The 16,304-nt window shown below is 43.5% G+C and carries 14 protein-coding genes and 1 pseudogene; 3 read left to right on the forward strand and 12 right to left on the reverse strand.

Annotated elements, in window-relative coordinates; translation table 11 throughout:
- Positions 1 to 250: 250 nt before the first annotated feature.
- The 4 genes from FTT98_RS15305 to ribF form a co-directional block, all read right to left on the reverse strand.
- The gene (locus FTT98_RS15305; protein ID WP_078190656.1) at positions 251 to 733 is read right to left on the reverse strand and encodes a peptidylprolyl isomerase; all 483 of its coding nucleotides are present in this window, start codon (positions 731 to 733) and stop codon (positions 251 to 253) included.
- Positions 726 to 1,265 (reverse strand): signal peptidase II, encoded by a 540-nt coding sequence (gene lspA, locus FTT98_RS15310; protein WP_078190655.1) that lies wholly within the window; start codon positions 1,263 to 1,265, stop codon positions 726 to 728. The genes FTT98_RS15305 and lspA overlap by 8 nt, the downstream gene beginning before the upstream one ends.
- Positions 1,258 to 4,104: an isoleucine--tRNA ligase gene (ileS, locus tag FTT98_RS15315; RefSeq protein ID WP_180177523.1), complete on the reverse strand. Its 2,847-nt coding sequence runs from the start codon at positions 4,102 to 4,104 to the stop codon at positions 1,258 to 1,260. The genes lspA and ileS overlap by 8 nt, the downstream gene beginning before the upstream one ends.
- Positions 4,105 to 4,167: 63 nt before the next feature.
- A complete protein-coding gene (gene ribF, locus FTT98_RS15320) occupies positions 4,168 to 5,169 on the reverse strand; it encodes a riboflavin biosynthesis protein RibF (protein ID WP_168379800.1) in 1,002 nt (333 codons plus the stop codon).
- A 208-nt stretch (positions 5,170 to 5,377) separates the two neighbouring features.
- Here ribF and FTT98_RS15325 point away from each other — a divergent pair.
- The 3 genes and pseudogenes from FTT98_RS15325 to FTT98_RS15335 all read left to right on the forward strand — a co-directional run bounded on the left by FTT98_RS15325 (position 5,378) and on the right by FTT98_RS15335 (position 8,537).
- A pseudogene (locus FTT98_RS15325) lies at positions 5,378 to 6,517 on the forward strand (TDT family transporter).
- Positions 6,518 to 6,776: 259 nt separating this feature from the next.
- Positions 6,777 to 7,853 (forward strand): aromatic ring-hydroxylating dioxygenase subunit alpha, encoded by a 1,077-nt coding sequence (locus tag FTT98_RS15330; protein WP_168379801.1) that lies wholly within the window; start codon positions 6,777 to 6,779, stop codon positions 7,851 to 7,853.
- Positions 7,854 to 7,970: 117 nt separating this feature from the next.
- Positions 7,971 to 8,537, forward strand: coding sequence for a 5'-nucleosidase (locus FTT98_RS15335; protein WP_111886021.1), 567 nt, complete (start codon positions 7,971 to 7,973; stop codon positions 8,535 to 8,537).
- A 69-nt stretch (positions 8,538 to 8,606) separates the two neighbouring features.
- Here FTT98_RS15335 and FTT98_RS15340 read toward each other — a convergent pair whose 3' ends face one another.
- The 8 genes from FTT98_RS15340 to FTT98_RS15375 all read right to left on the reverse strand — a co-directional run.
- Positions 8,607 to 9,227, reverse strand: a complete 621-nt coding sequence (locus tag FTT98_RS15340) for a TetR/AcrR family transcriptional regulator (RefSeq protein WP_078190649.1) — start codon at positions 9,225 to 9,227, stop codon at positions 8,607 to 8,609.
- A 347-nt stretch (positions 9,228 to 9,574) separates the two neighbouring features.
- Positions 9,575 to 10,381 carry an ABC transporter ATP-binding protein gene (locus FTT98_RS15345; RefSeq protein WP_078190648.1) on the reverse strand — a complete coding sequence of 269 codons (807 nt, stop codon included), beginning with the start codon at positions 10,379 to 10,381 and terminating at the stop codon, positions 9,575 to 9,577.
- Positions 10,382 to 10,391: 10 nt separating this feature from the next.
- Positions 10,392 to 11,207 carry an aliphatic sulfonate ABC transporter permease SsuC gene (gene ssuC, locus FTT98_RS15350; RefSeq protein ID WP_168379802.1) on the reverse strand — a complete coding sequence of 272 codons (816 nt, stop codon included), beginning with the start codon at positions 11,205 to 11,207 and terminating at the stop codon, positions 10,392 to 10,394.
- Positions 11,207 to 12,382, reverse strand: a complete 1,176-nt coding sequence (gene ssuD, locus FTT98_RS15355; RefSeq protein WP_168379803.1) for an FMNH2-dependent alkanesulfonate monooxygenase — start codon at positions 12,380 to 12,382, stop codon at positions 11,207 to 11,209. Before ssuD ends, ssuC begins: the two co-directional genes overlap by 1 nt.
- Before the next feature lie 33 nt (positions 12,383 to 12,415).
- Positions 12,416 to 13,405: an aliphatic sulfonate ABC transporter substrate-binding protein gene (locus FTT98_RS15360; protein ID WP_168379804.1), complete on the reverse strand. Its 990-nt coding sequence runs from the start codon at positions 13,403 to 13,405 to the stop codon at positions 12,416 to 12,418.
- Between the two features lie 26 nt (positions 13,406 to 13,431).
- Positions 13,432 to 14,394 (reverse strand): sulfonate ABC transporter substrate-binding protein, encoded by a 963-nt coding sequence (locus FTT98_RS15365; RefSeq protein WP_168379805.1) that lies wholly within the window; start codon positions 14,392 to 14,394, stop codon positions 13,432 to 13,434.
- Between the two features lie 338 nt (positions 14,395 to 14,732).
- Complete coding sequence (gene argA / locus FTT98_RS15370; protein WP_168379806.1) at positions 14,733 to 16,085, reverse strand: amino-acid N-acetyltransferase; 1,353 nt, start codon at positions 16,083 to 16,085, stop codon at positions 14,733 to 14,735.
- An 86-nt stretch (positions 16,086 to 16,171) separates the two neighbouring features.
- A partial coding sequence (locus FTT98_RS15375; RefSeq protein ID WP_180041888.1) for a zinc ribbon domain-containing protein occupies positions 16,172 to 16,304 on the reverse strand: 133 nt, incomplete at its 5' end.

Below are 16,304 nucleotides of genomic sequence, written 5' to 3' on the forward strand. Positions count from 1 at the left end.
TATAAAGAGTTCCTGTACCGCCATACTGTCAGCGCAGTGCGGTATCGAAAGGTGCAATCTCTAAGATTGCATGGGTCGCAAAGATTCCCCCACCATAGCTCTTAGCTTGGTGGTGGGAGTATGTCAAAGTCTTGCATTAAATTAATATGAATTCGATCTGTTGCATATACAGAAAATGTATCGAGTCGATTGATAGTTATAAAAATAGTGATAAAAAAAGCTCCCGAAGGAGCTTTTTATTTGCTGAAACTTAGATCAGTTTCACGCCTTGTTGACCGGCAGGGGTCACTTTGAAAATTTCAACTTCAAAGGTGATATTTTTACCAGCTAGAGGGTGGTTGAAATCCACTTCGGTAATGTCTTCACCTACAGTTTTGATTACTCCATACAGACTTTGTTTGGCTTTATCTTCAAACTCAATCATATGGCCTTCAACAGGACGCTGCTCAAATTTGACGGTATCAAATTTTTGTACGTTTTCTGGGTTCCATGGACCAAAAGCATCTTCAGGAGGAAGGCTTACGGTACGGCGGTCACCTGCACGTAAACCGAATAAAGCTTTCTCAAAACCCGGTAATAAGCTGCCATCACCCATGACAAGGCTGACAGGTTCAGCACGGCTACGGGTATTGTCAATTTCTACGCCATTTTCAATAGCAACAGAAAAGTGAAGGTCTACTTTAGAGCCTTCTTCAATACGAGTTTCCTCGTTAGGATTGATAAAATCAGTCATTTTGCGCTTCCGCACGTTGAATTCGGTGTTTTTCTAAGAAAAACGTATCGATAAGAAGCAGAATCGTGCCTAAAGTAATGGCACTGTCTGCAATATTAAATGCAGGAAAGTGGCTGTTGTTGTAATACACGTGAATGAAATCCACCACATAACCTAAAGATACACGGTCAATTAAGTTACCGATTGCGCCTCCTAAAATCAGGGCAATGGCAATCGGAAGGACTTTCACGTTTTTTGGCATACGCATGAGCCAAAATACAAAAATGACAGACACAAGTCCTGCGAGTGAAGTAAAGAAATAACGTTGCCATCCACCGGCATCGGACAAGAAACTAAAGGCAGCGCCATAGTTATGTAGTAATGTCCAATTTAAAAAGGGCATGACAGGTACAGGATCTGCGTAGTTCAGATGTGTACTTGCAATCCATTTGGTCCATTGATCCAAAATAATGGCAACAATGGATAAGCCCACCCACACTAAATTGTGTGGGTAGAATTGAAAGAAGCCCTTTTTTTCTTGTGGATTAGGCATATTTTCTCTCTTCGCCTTGACCTGTAGGAAGGTTAATAATACAACGAGAACAAAGACCTGGATGTTCGTGATGTGTATTCACATCTGGCAGTACATGCCAGCAGCGTGCACATTTTTCACCGTCAGCAGCAGAGACTTTGACATTTAAACCGTCAAGGTCAGAGGCTTCGCCTTGTGCTGCGTCAAATTCATTAACAATCACTTGAGAGGTGATGAGGACAAAACGCAGTTCTTCACCGAATTTGTCTAAAACAGCTTTCAGTTCAGCATTGGCCCAAAGTTCAACTTTGGCAGACAAGTTTGAACCCACAGTTTTTGCAGTACGTGCAGCTTCAATAAACTTGTTTACTGCAGATTTGACGGTGATCAAGGTTTGCCATTCAGCTTCAGTCACCAGATTCGCTGTAGAGGCTACAGGAATGTCATACCACTCCGCAGTAAATACATATTTCTCAGATTGCTCTGGAATCAACGGCCAAGCTTCTTGTGCGGTAAAGCTCAAGATAGGAGACATCCAACGGACAAAGGCTTGAACCAAGTGATACAACGCCGTTTGTGCAGAATGACGCGCTGCTGAGTCTGCTTTGGTGGTGTACTGACGGTCTTTGATGATGTCGAGGTAGAAACCACCCAAGTCATTAATACAGAAGTTGGTCAATGCGCTAGTCACGATATGGAAGTTCATATCTTCATAAGCTTGTTGAATAGTTTTTTGTACTTCCGCAGCACGTTGCAAGATGTATTGATCCAGTGCGATCAATTGATCGACAGGCAAAGCATCAGTCGATGGTTTGAAGCCATTCAAGTTAGCCAACAAGAAACGCAACGTATTACGGATACGGCGGTAACCATCTGATGCACGGCTGAAGATTTCTTTACCTGCAGTCATTTCATAACGGTAGTCTGCAGACGCAATCCAGAAACGTAGGCCATCTGCACCCATGTCTTTAATGATGTCTTGCGGAGTGATCACGTTACCGATCGACTTCGACATTTTGCGGCCTTTTTCGTCCACAACGAAGCCGTGAGTCAATAAGCCTTTGTAAGGTGCGCGGTTATTAATCGCCATAGATGTTAACAATGAAGATTGGAACCAGCCACGATGTTGGTCAGAACCTTCAAGGTACAAGTCAGCAGGGTCTTGCAATTCTTCACGTTCACGAAGTACTGCAAAGTGTGTTGTTCCAGAGTCGAACCATACGTCTAAAGTGTCACGTACAGCATTGTACTGCTCTGCATCTGCACCGATAAACTCAGACGCATCACGGTTATACCAACCGTCAATACCTTCTTGTTCAATCAGCTTCGCGACTTCTTCGATTAGCTCAGGGGTACGCGGGTGAAGTTCGTTGGTATCTTTATGCACGAAGAATGGAATTGGCACGCCCCATGTACGTTGACGTGAGATACACCAATCTGGACGACCTTCAATCATCGATTGGATACGGTTTTTACCCCAATCCGGTACGAAGCTGATGTCATTTTCAATCGCGTTCAATGCACCTTGGCGTAAACCTTTTGCATCCATGCTGATGAACCATTGCGGTGTTGCACGGAAGATAATCGGTGTTTTATGGCGCCAGCAATGTGGGTAGCTATGTTTGATCACCACATGTGCCCAAAGTTTGCCTGCTTCGGTTAAAGCAGTAATGATTTTTGGATTGGCTTTGTAGATGTGTTCGCCTGCAAAAATTGGCGCAGTCGGTAAATATACACCGTTGCCGCCAACTGGATTGTCGACTTTCAGGTTGTACTGTAAGCCAACTTTATAGTCGTCCACACCATGGCCTGGCGCGGTATGCACAGCACCTGTACCACTGCCGTCTGTGACATGCTCACCCAAAATCACTGGCACTTGGCGTTCAGCAATTAACGGATGTTGTAGTACTAGATTTTCAAGTTTTGCACCAGCAAATTCAGCAATCACTTCTACTGCGTTAAAACCATAACGCTGAGTTGCAGATTCAACTAATGATTTTGCAAGGATGAAGTTTTGCGCTGCTTTGTCTTCGCCAGTTGCTTTCACCAATTGGTATTCAAGCTCAGCGTGTAGAGCAACCGCTTGGTTGGCAGGCATGGTCCAAGGCGTAGTTGTCCAGATCACGATATCTGTAGAATCGCTAACTGTAACACCTAGGCGTGCAGATAAATCAGCTAAATCAACAACGCTAAAACCAACGTCAATCGCATCTGATTTTTTGTCTTCGTATTCCACTTCAGCTTCAGCTAAGGCAGAACCACAGTCCAAACACCAGTTCACAGGTTTAAGACCCGGCTCAATATGGCCTGCTTTGGCAATTTCACCGAGCGAACGAACGATGTCGGCTTCTTGTTTGAAGTTCATGGTGAGGTAAGGGTTGTCCCAATCACCAAACACACCCATACGCACGAAGTCTTTTTTCTGTAATTCAACTTGGGTGTAGGCATATTCACGGCAGGCTTTACGGAAAGTTGAGGCATCTACTTTCACGCCGACTTTACCGACTTTTTCTTCAACTTTCAGTTCGATTGGAAGACCGTGACAGTCCCAACCTGGTACATACGGTGCGTCAAAACCGTCCATTACACGGCTTTTGATGATGATGTCTTTCAGGACTTTATTCACCGCATGGCCTAAGTGAATTTGGCCATTTGCGTATGGAGGGCCGTCATGAAGCACATATTTTTTCTTGCCAATACGCGATGCACGAATCTGCTGATAAATGTTGTCGGCATACCACTCTTCTAACCATTTCGCTTCACGTACTGCGAGATTTGCTTTCATCGCAAATTCAGTACCTGGGAGGTTTAGCGTGGCTTTATAATCCACTGCATTTTCAGGAGTTTGCTTATCGCTCATGCAAGTTGTCTTCCAAATTTATCAGCCCGTTGACTGACGCGTTTTACAATAAATAATCGGGGTTTAAAAGGGGAAATGAGGGTGCTGACCTCGAAACTCAAGGAGCTTTTCGACGTCGTCATCAATTCCGGCTTTCAGTGCTTCAAGCGAAGGGTAGTCCTTTTCGCCATGTAAAAAGTTCAAGAACGTCACCCGCATTAACAGGCCATACAGATTAGCAGAAACATCAGGAAAATGTACTTCTAATCGCCATTCAGGATGTTCCTGTTTAATTGCGGGACGCGTACCAACATGCCCTGCACCAAACAGGGCAGAGGGTGCATAACCTGCAACCCCTAATTTGTCAGCATTTTCGTTTTTTACTTTATCTGTTAAAGATTCGGTTTCACAAATGACATCGACTGCATAAATGCCATTTAAACAAGGTTTATGACGGTTTAAACGCACATTAATGGTAGGAAAATTAATGGTGCGACCGATTTGATCGCCATACTGCACACGACCGGTGATGCTATAAGGACGACCTAAAAGTTTTGCGGCATGGGCAAGGTCGCCTGCTTGTAATGTCTGACGAACCAGTGTCGAACTGACACGTTCGCCATCAACTTCGACATTTTGCAGGGCTGTGACTTGGAAGCCGTATTGGCGTAAAAATTCGCTATTGCCTTGGCGGTTTTTGCCAAAGTGATGATCTTCGCCCAAAACTAAACTTTGTGTATTGAGTTTATTTTTTAAAATATCGGCAAATTCTTCGGCGCTGAGATTACGAAAGGCATTGTCAAATTTCGCCACCACAATATAGTCGACGCCTAGTTCAGTTAAATATTCGACTTTTTCACGTAGTGAACTGATTCGAGGCGGTGCATCATAAGCTTTAAAGAATTCAAGCGGTTGTGGCTCAAAAATCATCACAGCTGTTTTTAAGTTTTGTTGCTGTGCTATGTCTTTGAGCTGGCTGACCATCGCTTGATGACCCAAATGTACACCATCAAAATTGCCAATGGTCACGGCAGTTTTGGGGAGTTCTAAGTGGGGCGCTAAAGCATTCAGACGGAGCAGCTTCATGGGCGAATCAATTGTTGAAAATGTTTGAGGGCTATATATTGCCATAATCTTCTGCGTTCGTCTTGTTGTTGTGTTTTTACTCAAGTTTTTTTATGCAGAGATGAATTTACTATCAATAAAATAAATTATAAAAATAAATATTAATCAATTTTTCTTGTTTAATGGTGTGCTTAAACTATAGACATTCCATTTTGATGAGCATCATGCGATGAAAATGCCATTTTATCAACTCCAGCATAAACAAGACTTGATTCGTCATTTCACCCCAAACTGGTTTACGGTGGTGATGGGCACAGGTGTGGTGGCCCTCATTTTACCATCTATAGCGGTGGCGCCGCAGTGGATGTGGTCCTTCGGAGCAGCGCTGTGGCAGATCAGCATCGTGTTGTTCATATTGTTTAGTGGGATGTATCTCAGCCGATGGATATTGTACCCACAAGCAGATTTTCCAGCATCCAGTGATGAGTTTATTTCTTGGGGCGATCCCCATGGCACTGGCAACCCTGATCAATGGCGCATTGAAATTTGGCACCACGCTATACACAGAGTTTTTGGGCATGAGCATCATCACATGGGCTGAATATTTATGGTATGTCGATGTGTTGATGTCAATAGCGATTGCATGGTGTGTTCCATTTCTGATGTTTAGTCGTCAGCAACATGCGCTGCAAGGCATGACCGCAGTATGGTTATTGCCGATAGTGGCTTGCGAGGTGGTTGCCAGTTCAGGCGGTTTATTGTTGGCGCATTTACCTGCACAGGCCCATGCTGTCCATATTTGCTGGGGAGTTATCTGCTTTGGGGGATCTCAGTATTTCCTGCATTTGCCATCTTAAGCATCTTGTTGCTGCGTCTGGCTTTACATCAATTGCCAAGTAAGGAAATGGCGATCAGCAGTTGGTTGGCCTTAGGACCGATTGGGACAGGGGCTTTAGCGCTGTTACTTTTGGGCGAGCAAGCCCCACGTATTTTGACAGCAGTAGACTTGGCAGATTTAGGACAGGTGTTGCTTCAAGGCGGCGTGTTCGCAGCCCTTGTTCTGCTCGGATTTGGTGTATGGTGGTTTGGAATCGCTATACTCATCACGCTAAAACATTTACGAGATTTACCCTTTAATCTCGGGTGGTGGGCGATGACATTTCCATTCGGCGTTTTTAGTTTGGCGGTCATCAATTTGGCGGAACATACGCAATTAAATGCTATCCAACAGTGCGGCACCTTTTTTGCAGTTTTGCTCTGTACGCTTTGGTTATTGGTGATGCTGAAAACTATACAAGGGTTTTATCGTGGCAGCTTATTTTTTTCTCCGTGTTTAAAAGCGTATTGTGATGCTCAGAGCACATCTTAAATGATGTCGGGTGAATGTAAATCCGTTGAAGAAAAATATAGCGCGTTGGCTTTGACGGATTTCAGCAAACAAATATAGAGCTTCTGCAAGCGTGTGATGCAGTTACGTTATTTTGCTATCCAAGCAAAACATTCATGTATAAAATTTGCGCGTATTTTCAAGAGATCAACAGGTTTCGAGATATAAACTTGCTTGTAGTGTAGGTGCTAGAGTAAGGATTATGGATTAAAACAAAAAAGATAAAAATAAGGATCGAATTATGTGTAATCAAACCAGTTTTTGGGATGATGCCAAAGGATTATTAGAAGAATGGTACGTCGCTTGTACCTCTAAAGAACTCAAAAAAGATCAGCCTTTTTCAGCCACCCTGTATGGTAAAAAATTTGTTCTGTTCCGACAAAAAGATGGAACAGCCGCTGCATTGCTCGATCAATGTGTGCATCGTGGTGTGCCTTTGTCTAAGGGTAAAATGACCGATGGCTGCGTGACATGTCCATATCATGGTTGGTCGTATCAGGGCGATGGGCATGTGGCGCATATTCCTAGTGTCAATGGACAATTTTTTCCAGAAAAACCGCATCCCTTTAAACAGCGTAGTTTTGATGTATGTGAGCAAGATGGGGTGGTATGGATTTATCTCGGTGAAAAGCCCAAACAGGAACGCCCGGAAATATTTAAATTACCGTTTTATGATCAAGCCGGCTGGGTCAGCTATTACATGGTCGGCAGTTATGATGGCGAGATGGGCGCTGTTGCACAGAATATAATGGATGTAACCCATACCATATTTGTCCATGAAGGCTGGTTTCGTTCAGAGTCGGGAAAAGCCGTGGATGCCACCATAGATGTCGGGCCGCGCAAAGTAGTCGTTGACTATCATGACCATGATGCAGATGTCGGCATGATGCCATGGCTGACCAATCCGCATGGTGCTGAACAGGTCCACCGCGACAGTTTTATCGCGCCGAATATTACCTTGGTGGAATACCATTGGGGAGAGCCATCGGGCATGGTGTTTAATAGTCTGATTAGCCCTGTGGGGCCGTATGAGTCACGGGTTTATACCTGTGTCAGTTATAAATTTCCGATTCCAAAATTGTTGTCTAAGGCATTGATGCCGGCTGTGAATGCCTATACTTGGGTGGTCAACAAACAAGACATTAAAATTTTGTCAGCGCGAAGAGCTGGCATCGAGCATATGCCGATGACCCATTCGCATAGTGTGAGAGGGGATATGGCTCATATTGCCTTAGAAAAGATTTTAGATGCCTTACGTCATGACCAACAATTGGCACCATCTTTTATTGGCAAGCGGCCGATGCAATTTCAAATTTGATAGCATTCAAATCTGTGTGAGGAATTTATTTTCTGAGCAATGTGATTTTTGAAGATGATTTTTTCTGCGCACGTGCAAATGTATGCTATATGAAGGCATCAATTTGAGGAGACCGCTATGCGTCAGCAAATCGCTTTAATTATGGCACTGCCGAGTGAATCTAAAGGCTTGTTTGAAGCCGCAGGCATTGAAGTACATTACAGTGGTATTGGTAAAGTCAATGCCGCATTTAAAGCCTTTGATGTGATTCAAAAAACCGGATGTCATACTTTGCTGAATTTGGGCACTGCGGGAAGTTCACATTTTGATGCACATGCTTTGGTTGAAGTAGCTCAATTTGTACAACGGGATATGGATGTATCGCCTTTGGGTTTTGATGTGGGGGTGACGCCGATGGATACCGATCATCCTGCTGAAATTCAGCCAGAGAGCATGTTTAGCCATTTGCCTAAAGGAATTTGTGGTACAGGCGACAGCTTTGAAACTGGGCTGCCGAAAGTACCGTGTAATCTTGTCGATATGGAAGGCTACGCAATCGCTAAAGTATGTAAAAAACTGGGTGTTCGCTTTGTATCGGTAAAATATATTACCGATGGTGCGAATGACACAGCGCATCTGGATTGGGAAGAAAATTTATTATTCGGCGCAAAGAAATTATTGAAATTATATCAAACAGTCAAATAAGGCATTTAGCTAATTTCGGTCGGCGACCATAGAATGCTATGGTCGTATGCCAATTCGACCCAATTCAATTTACTTTTCTGGGCGTGGAATTACACCGTAAAGCATCATATGAACGGTATGTTGAATAATCCGTTGTTGCATACTGCGATTACGTAAGGTTTTTCCAGTGACCATTTCCATTTGGGTTGCAAAGTCAGCATAGTTTTGCGTAATTGCCCAAATGTTCAGAATTAAAAGTTCTGGATCAATATCTTTTGAAATTTTACCTTGCTCTTGCCAGTTGCTGATGACTTTGGCTTTGCGTTTAACTAATTTTTTTAGTGGGCCTTTTAAAATTTCAAGAATGTGTGGTGCGCCCTGAATGACTTCAAGTGCGAACAAACGTGAGGCTTTCGGTTGCGTACGAGATACTTCAATTTTCTGCAATAGATAATTGGTGATCGCTTCTTCAGGCTCAAGGTCTGCTTCCAACATTTGTAGCGGAGCAAGCCACTTTTGTAGAACCGTTGTCAGAACTTCAACATAAAGCGCTTCTTTATTTTCATAGTAATAGAAAATATTCGATTTATGCATTTCTGCAATCTGTGCGATCTCATCCAAGCTGGCGCCATTGAAGCCATACAGGGAAAAGACATCCAGTGCTGCATTAAGCAACTGGTGGCGTTTCTGGGTACTCTTTTTTTGTTCCATTAGCTCTTTTAAGAAAATGAAAAGGGAATATTGAATTGTACGGCAAATCAACAGATTTGTGCACAATCATCGTTTTTAATTTTATGAATTTTGGCAGTTTATTCTATTCAACGGTCAAATAAATACGACGAATGCCATAATATTTCAAATAATCATTTTAGGGTGAAATTTAAATAAATCATTATTTTTAGTCATGGATTTATATGATTTGTCGTAATTTTTGTGATGTATTTGTCAACAGGCGATAAATCTCCCCTCAATGCAAAACAGGGTTTTGTTGCGATATTGCTCTTGAACAGGACAGGAAGTCACACGGTTTAAGTGATGATTTCCTGCACAAGTACAGCTTAAGTGGCCAAGACAGCTTGTAAGACTTGTTGTTCAAGTTCAGTAAATTCAATGCCTTTTTTTCGTGGACGGGCCAAATCGACACGAAATTCTTTGGCAATATGGCCTTTATCCAGCAAGATAATTCGGTCTGCTAACTGCACGGCTTCACTTACATCATGTGTGACCAAAATTGCGGTAAAACCCTGTTCAGTCCAAAGTTTTTCAATCAAATTCTGCATATCTAAACGTGTTAAGGCATCGAGCGCACCCAGTGGTTCATCTAGCAGCAAAATGCGTGGTTTATGTGACAAAGCACGTGCCAGTGCAGTACGTTGACGTTGCCCCCCTGACAGCTGTGTTGGCCAAAGCCCCGCTTTGTCTTTTAAACCGACTTTTTCGAGGAGTGCTGTAGCATTGGCGTGTTGGTCTTTGCTTAAACCAAGTTGTACATTTTTCTCAATGCTACGCCAAGGCAGGAGGCGAGGGTCTTGGAACATCACACGAATATCATCACTGGTGATGCCTTCACGAATATGACGTGCAGACTTAAATTTAATTTCGCCATAACTCGGTTTTTCTAAGTCGGCGATGAGGCGAAGCAGGGTACTTTTACCACAGCCACTACGACCGACAATTGCTAAGAATTCACCGGGTTGAATATGCAGGTCAAGGTCTTCAAGGACTTTAACATCGCCATAAAATTTGTGTAGTTGTTCAATCAGGATCTCTGCGCCCAACACCGCATGGGGATTGATATCCTCGACAGAAGAACGCTGAGGTTGGGTTGAGTCGTCTGCATGACGGCTTATGCTTAAATCGGTCATCACATGCTCCTTATTTTTGGTAACCCGAGTGCCAACGGAGTAAATATTTTTCTAAGGCAACAGCCAGTACATCGGCCAATTTACCGAGTAGGGCATACAATAAAATCCCGACCAAGACGATGTCGGTTTGCAGAAATTCACGTGCGTTCATGGTCATATAACCGATGCCGGCTTGTGCAGAAATGGTTTCTGCCACAATCAACAGAACCCAAACGAGCCCGAGTGAAAAACGCAGACCAACCAAAATAGACGGCATCGCCCCCGGTAGAATGATTTCTTTATACAGTTGCCAGCCACTCAAACCGTAGCTTTTGCCCATTTCAATCAGTTGAGGGTCTACAGAACGAATACCATGATAGGTGTTGATATAAATGGGAAAGAATACGCCAATAGCGACTAAAAAAAGTTTGGCCGATTCATCGATCCCAAACCATAAAATCACCAACGGAATCAGGGCAAGAGCAGGAATGTTACGGATCATTTGCAGCGTGGTATCGAGTAGCGTCGATGCTGTTTTGGATGAACCATTCAGCAGACCTAAAAAAAGACCTAAACCACCGCCGACTAGAAGTCCAACCAAAGCACGACCTGCACTGATTTGAACATGCTTCCACAGTTCACCACTGATCAGTAAGTTCCAAAAGGCCACCATCACCGCACTTGGCGCAGGCAAAATACGACTTTCTAACAGCCCTGTAACAGAGGCAATTTGCCAAACAATAATTAATGCAATAGGAAACAACCAAGGCAGCAAACGCTGCCCGAGTTGTGTTCCACGTGAAACCTTCGGTGCTTTGAAGGTTTCAACAGAAACAGTTTTGGACATTAGGCCGGCTCCTGAATCTTTTCAGCTTTTTTATTTTCATCTGGTGTGTAATTGTTCGCGACAATCTCACCAAATGGGCCGGTTAAGTTAGGTTGAACCAATTTCTGACGTGTTTCCAATGGCAGTAATGGGAACACTAATTCTGCAAAACGGATAGACTCTTCAAGGTGTGGGTAACCAGAGAAAATAAAGGTGCTAATCCCGAGATCGGCATATTCTTGGATACGTGCGGCGACAGTTTCAGGATCACCAACGAGTGCCGTACCTGCACCACCACGAACCAATCCAACACCTGCCCATAAGTTTGGAGATACTTCTAATTTGCTACGGTCGCCATTGTGCAGTTCAGCCATACGGCGTTGCCCTACAGAGTCCATGGTTTTGAACTTGGCTTGCGCGGCTGCAATGGTGGCATCGTCGACATATTGGATTAGTTCTTCAGCTGCTTTCCATGCCTCTTCATTGGTTTCGCGTACAATGACATGCAAACGAATGCCATAATTCAGTTCACGTCCTTTGGCTTTGGCTTTTTCACGCACCACTGCAATTTTTTCTTTTACCGCAGCAGGTGGCTCACCCCAAGTCAAATAGGTATCAACTTGATCCGTTGCGAGTTCAACAGCAGCTTCTGACGAACCGCCAAACCATAGTGGTGGATACGGTTTTTGTACAGGTGGATAGAGTAATTTGGCATCGTCCACACTCAGACGTTCGCCATGGAAGGTATAGCTTTCACCGGTATGTGAGCGGGTTAAAATTTCACGCCATATCGTGGTGTATTCAGCAGCTGTTTGGTAACGCGTTGCGTGATCTTCATAGACACCATCACCCTTGAGTTCTTGTTCATCACCGCCTGTGACTAAGTTCAGTAAGATACGGCCGCCAGATAAACGGTCAAAAGTTGCAGCCATACGTGCAGTTAGTGCAGGCGTTGTCACCCCCGGACGTAGCGCCACTAGAAATTTTAAATTTTTCGTGGCATCAATCAAACTTGCAGCTGTAAGCCATGGATCTTCACATGAACGACCTGTCGGAATCAGAACGCCTTCATAGCCAAGATTATCCACCGCTACTGCAATTTGCTTCATGTAGGCATGATCGACTTGGCGTGCACCTTTGCTTGTTCCTAAGTAGCGACTGTCACCGTGGGTAGGGATAAACCAGAAAATTTTCATGTTCAGTTCCTTGTATTTTTGATGGCTCGGGTATCAATGTGATGAAGGTGTCCAAACTTGCTTTTGGACTTGAATGTTGTTTGGAATCAGTTGGACTTGTTTGAATAAGTCCGCAATATTTTGCTGTGCTTGTATGACCTCAGGTGTCAGCGGGCGCACAGGAGAGGGTTTAGATCGGCGAGAAAAGGCTTGCGCAGCAATGTTCTTTTGCAGCCCTGTGCTGTTTTGATAAATCTCTAAAGCCACATTTTGGTTCTTCACAATCCACTGATCGGAAGCATCTAGGGCCTTTAAAAATTTAGCTGGGGCATCAGGGTGCGCTTGAACAACTTTTGGATTTGCCACATAAAATGAATAGGTCTTTGGAAAATCACCGGATTGAATCAGCACTTTAGCCTGAGCATCCAACTCCGCTGCAGATAAAAACGGGTCCCAAATGGCCCATGCATCAATTGATTTTTTATCAAATGCGGCACGTGCATCTGCTGGTGGAATCCAAATCGGTTGAATGTCATTCCAAGTCAAACCGGCTTTTTCTAAAGTTTTGGCTAATAACTCATGCGCACTCGAGCCTTTTTGTACAGCAACGCGTTTGCCACGTAATTCTTGAATGGTTTTGATTGAGCTATCCGCTGGAATCACGACAGCAAGCGACTGTTCAGGCACCACTTCATAGCCAATATAATTCAGGTCTTTATTGGCAGCTTGGGCAAAAATAGGCGGGGTGTTGCCGACATAGCCATAATCCAACGCACCGACCGCAAGGGCTTCTAACATTTGTGGGCCAGCAGGGAACTCCTTCCACTCAATGTGAGCACCGGGAAATTGTTGTTCAAAGAGCTTTTGTTCCCGGGCAACCAACAAATTTAAGGCTGATTTTTGAAAACCAATAACCAAGGTTTTTACGGCTGTTTCAGTTGGTTTTTCACGATCCTGCTGTGCTGTTTCTTGTTTTTGGCACGCACTGAGTCCAAGGCCCAAAGTGGCTAAAGTCAGTATGGAAAATGTTCTTAGAATACGCATGGCATCGCCCTTATGCTGTAGTCGGCTTATTTGATAATGGCCGACTCAATATTTAATTTATTGGGAATTAATTTTTCGTTATAAAACGCATCAGCGACTTGCTGCTGCTCTTGCGCCACTTGTGTAGTAATCGGCGTCACTTGATTGCCTAAACGGGAAATTGAGGTTTTAAGCACATCTAGACCTAAGCCGGTTTTGCCTTCGAGTAACTTGGCCGCTTCGTCTTGATTTTTTGAGACCCATTGCGTGGTCAAATTCAACTCATTCACCACCGCTTGCAGCACTTTTGGATTTTCCTGAGCAAATTTACGATCGGCCAAATAGAACTGGTAGTTCTTCACCAAGTTTTCGCCATTGGCAATGGTGCGAGCATTAAGTTGATGCTCAGCAGCAGAAAGGAACGGGTCCCAAATTACCCATGCATCAACGGCACCTTTTTCAAAAGCAGCACGTGCGTCGGCAGGTGGTAAATACACGACATTGATGTCGCTAAATTTAAGCTGATTGGCTTCCAACAGCTTGAGCAACAGGTAATGCACGTTTGAGCCTTTGTTTAAGGCCACACGTTTACCTTTTAAGTCCTGAATACTGTGAATAGCCGAATCTTTTTGCACAATTAACGCTTCAGCTTTTGGAACTGCAGGTTGGTTGGCAATGTAAACCAAATCGGTTTGAGCGGCTTGAGCAAAGATAGGCGGTGCTTCACCGACTTCACCAAATGACACGCTGCCCACATTGAGCCCTTCAAGCAGCTGTGGACCCGCAGGAAATTCCACCCATTTGATATTTACACCTTGGCTTTTTAAGGCTGTTTCTAAGGTTCCGCGTTCTTTTAAAATTGGCAATAAGCCATATTTTTGGAAGCCAATATTTAAGGTGACATTTTCATCAGCCTCTTTTTTGCCACAGCCCGACATCATCATGGCACCCACAACCGCTGTAGACAGTACAAGTGTTTTTGTCCAAAGTTTTACTTTGTGAGTACGCATGTGTTGCTCCTATAAAGGTCTAAATGTGCAGAACTGTTGATTTATGAACACATAAGCTAAAGAGTTTTCTTTTTCGAAAAAAATAAGAAAACTTAAATTTAAAATCAGGAAAAAAGATAAATAAAAATCAGCAAAACTTATGAAAAATTATGATTTTAGAAAAACATATAATGTGTCAAAGTATTATTTTAAGTTATTGAAACTTATTCATTTATTGTATTTATTTAAATGATAGATATCGTTATTCTGTGGCTTGCATAGTGATTTGAGAGCCTAGACAAAGGATTCGGCATAACCTTATGCAAAATAATGCTATTCAGCGCATAGAAAAAGCCACTTTAAAGTGACTTTTTACAAACCAATGAGTTTCTTTGATAGTTATATAAGGCCTGACGGGCATTCGGTAAGTCATCGACACTGACTTGTTCAAAACCTTGTTCAAGGAACCAATGCGCTGTTCGTGTGGTCAAAATAAACAATTGTTCAATACCTATATCTCGCGCTTTTTCTTCTAAATAATGCAAAATTTGGCTACCGCGATTTGATTTTCGATACCCCGGATGCACAGCCACACACGCGATTTCAGCAGAGCGTTTTTCATCCCCTGTGACAGGAATCGGGTACAACGCAGCACAGGCCAAAATCGTACCGTCACGTTCAATCACTGCAAATTGTCCAATTTCATTTTCTAAACGCTCGCGTGAGCGATAAACCAAGATACCTTCTTGTTCGAGAGGGCGTAAGAGATTGATTAAGCCACCAACATCTTGAATATCGGCAGTACGCACTTCTTCATAATGCGCATCGGTGATCATGGTGCCAGAACCGTCACGTGTGAACAATTCTTCGATCAATGCGCCATCATAGGCATATGAAATAAGATGAACACGGTGTACGCCTTGTAACGAGGCATCTTTAGCAACGCTTAAATGCAGGGCAATATCAGGATTAGAATCTTGATATTGCAAAATATGCTGATCAAGTTGATGAGGTGTAATTTCGCGTTGTAGCTGCCCATGTTCATTGTGCAAACCGTGTTGTTTGCCCAAGAAAATCAACTTATCCGCTTTTAAACTGATCGCGGTTTTGGTCGCAACTTCTTCAGCCAATAAATTAAACACTTCTCCTGTAGTGGAATAACCTGTCGGCCCAAGCACCACAATGTTTTGGCTCTCTAAATGACGTTGAATTGCGTCGATATCGACGGAACGAACTTCACCAGACAGTTGAAAATCGATACCATCACGAATGCCATACGGTTTTGCCGTGACTAAATTACCTGAGACCACATCAATACGCGCGCCGTACATCGGTGAGTTGGCTAAACCCATAGATAGGAGGGCTTCAATTTGCAGACGAATGGAGCCAACAGCATTCATCACAGCAGGTAAAGATTCGCGAGTGGTGATGCGACGATGATGATGAAACGGTGTCTGGATACCGCTGCTTTGTAAATTATGATTGATTTGCGGACGGGCACCATGCACCAAAATTAGACGAATACCAAGCGAGTGTAATAAGGCAATATCGTGAATAATGTGTTGAAAATTTTCATGTTGCAGCGCTTCACCATCAAACATGATGACAAAGGTTTTGTTGCGATGCGCATTAATATAGGGTGCAGAATGACGGAACCAATGCACATACTGTAAGGTTGTGCTGGAAGATGGTTCAGTGATATTCGTTTGCATGCCTATGCCTGTTTATTCGCTTTGGTATGGATGATTCTAAACAAAAACATATGACAGCGGAAAGCAAATTTGACATCCTCACCCCCTTAAACGAGGGTGATTCCTACAGCTAGACGCTTATGCCCAAGCGCAAGAATGTTTAGAGCTGAGTTTATATCTCGATCATGAGCTGTACCACAGCTCATGCACTCCCATTCTCTTATTCCAAGATCTGTCTTA

The sequence above is a fragment of the Acinetobacter sp. YH12039 genome, from assembly GCF_013420015.1.
GTDB lineage: Bacteria > Pseudomonadota > Gammaproteobacteria > Pseudomonadales > Moraxellaceae > Acinetobacter > Acinetobacter amyesii.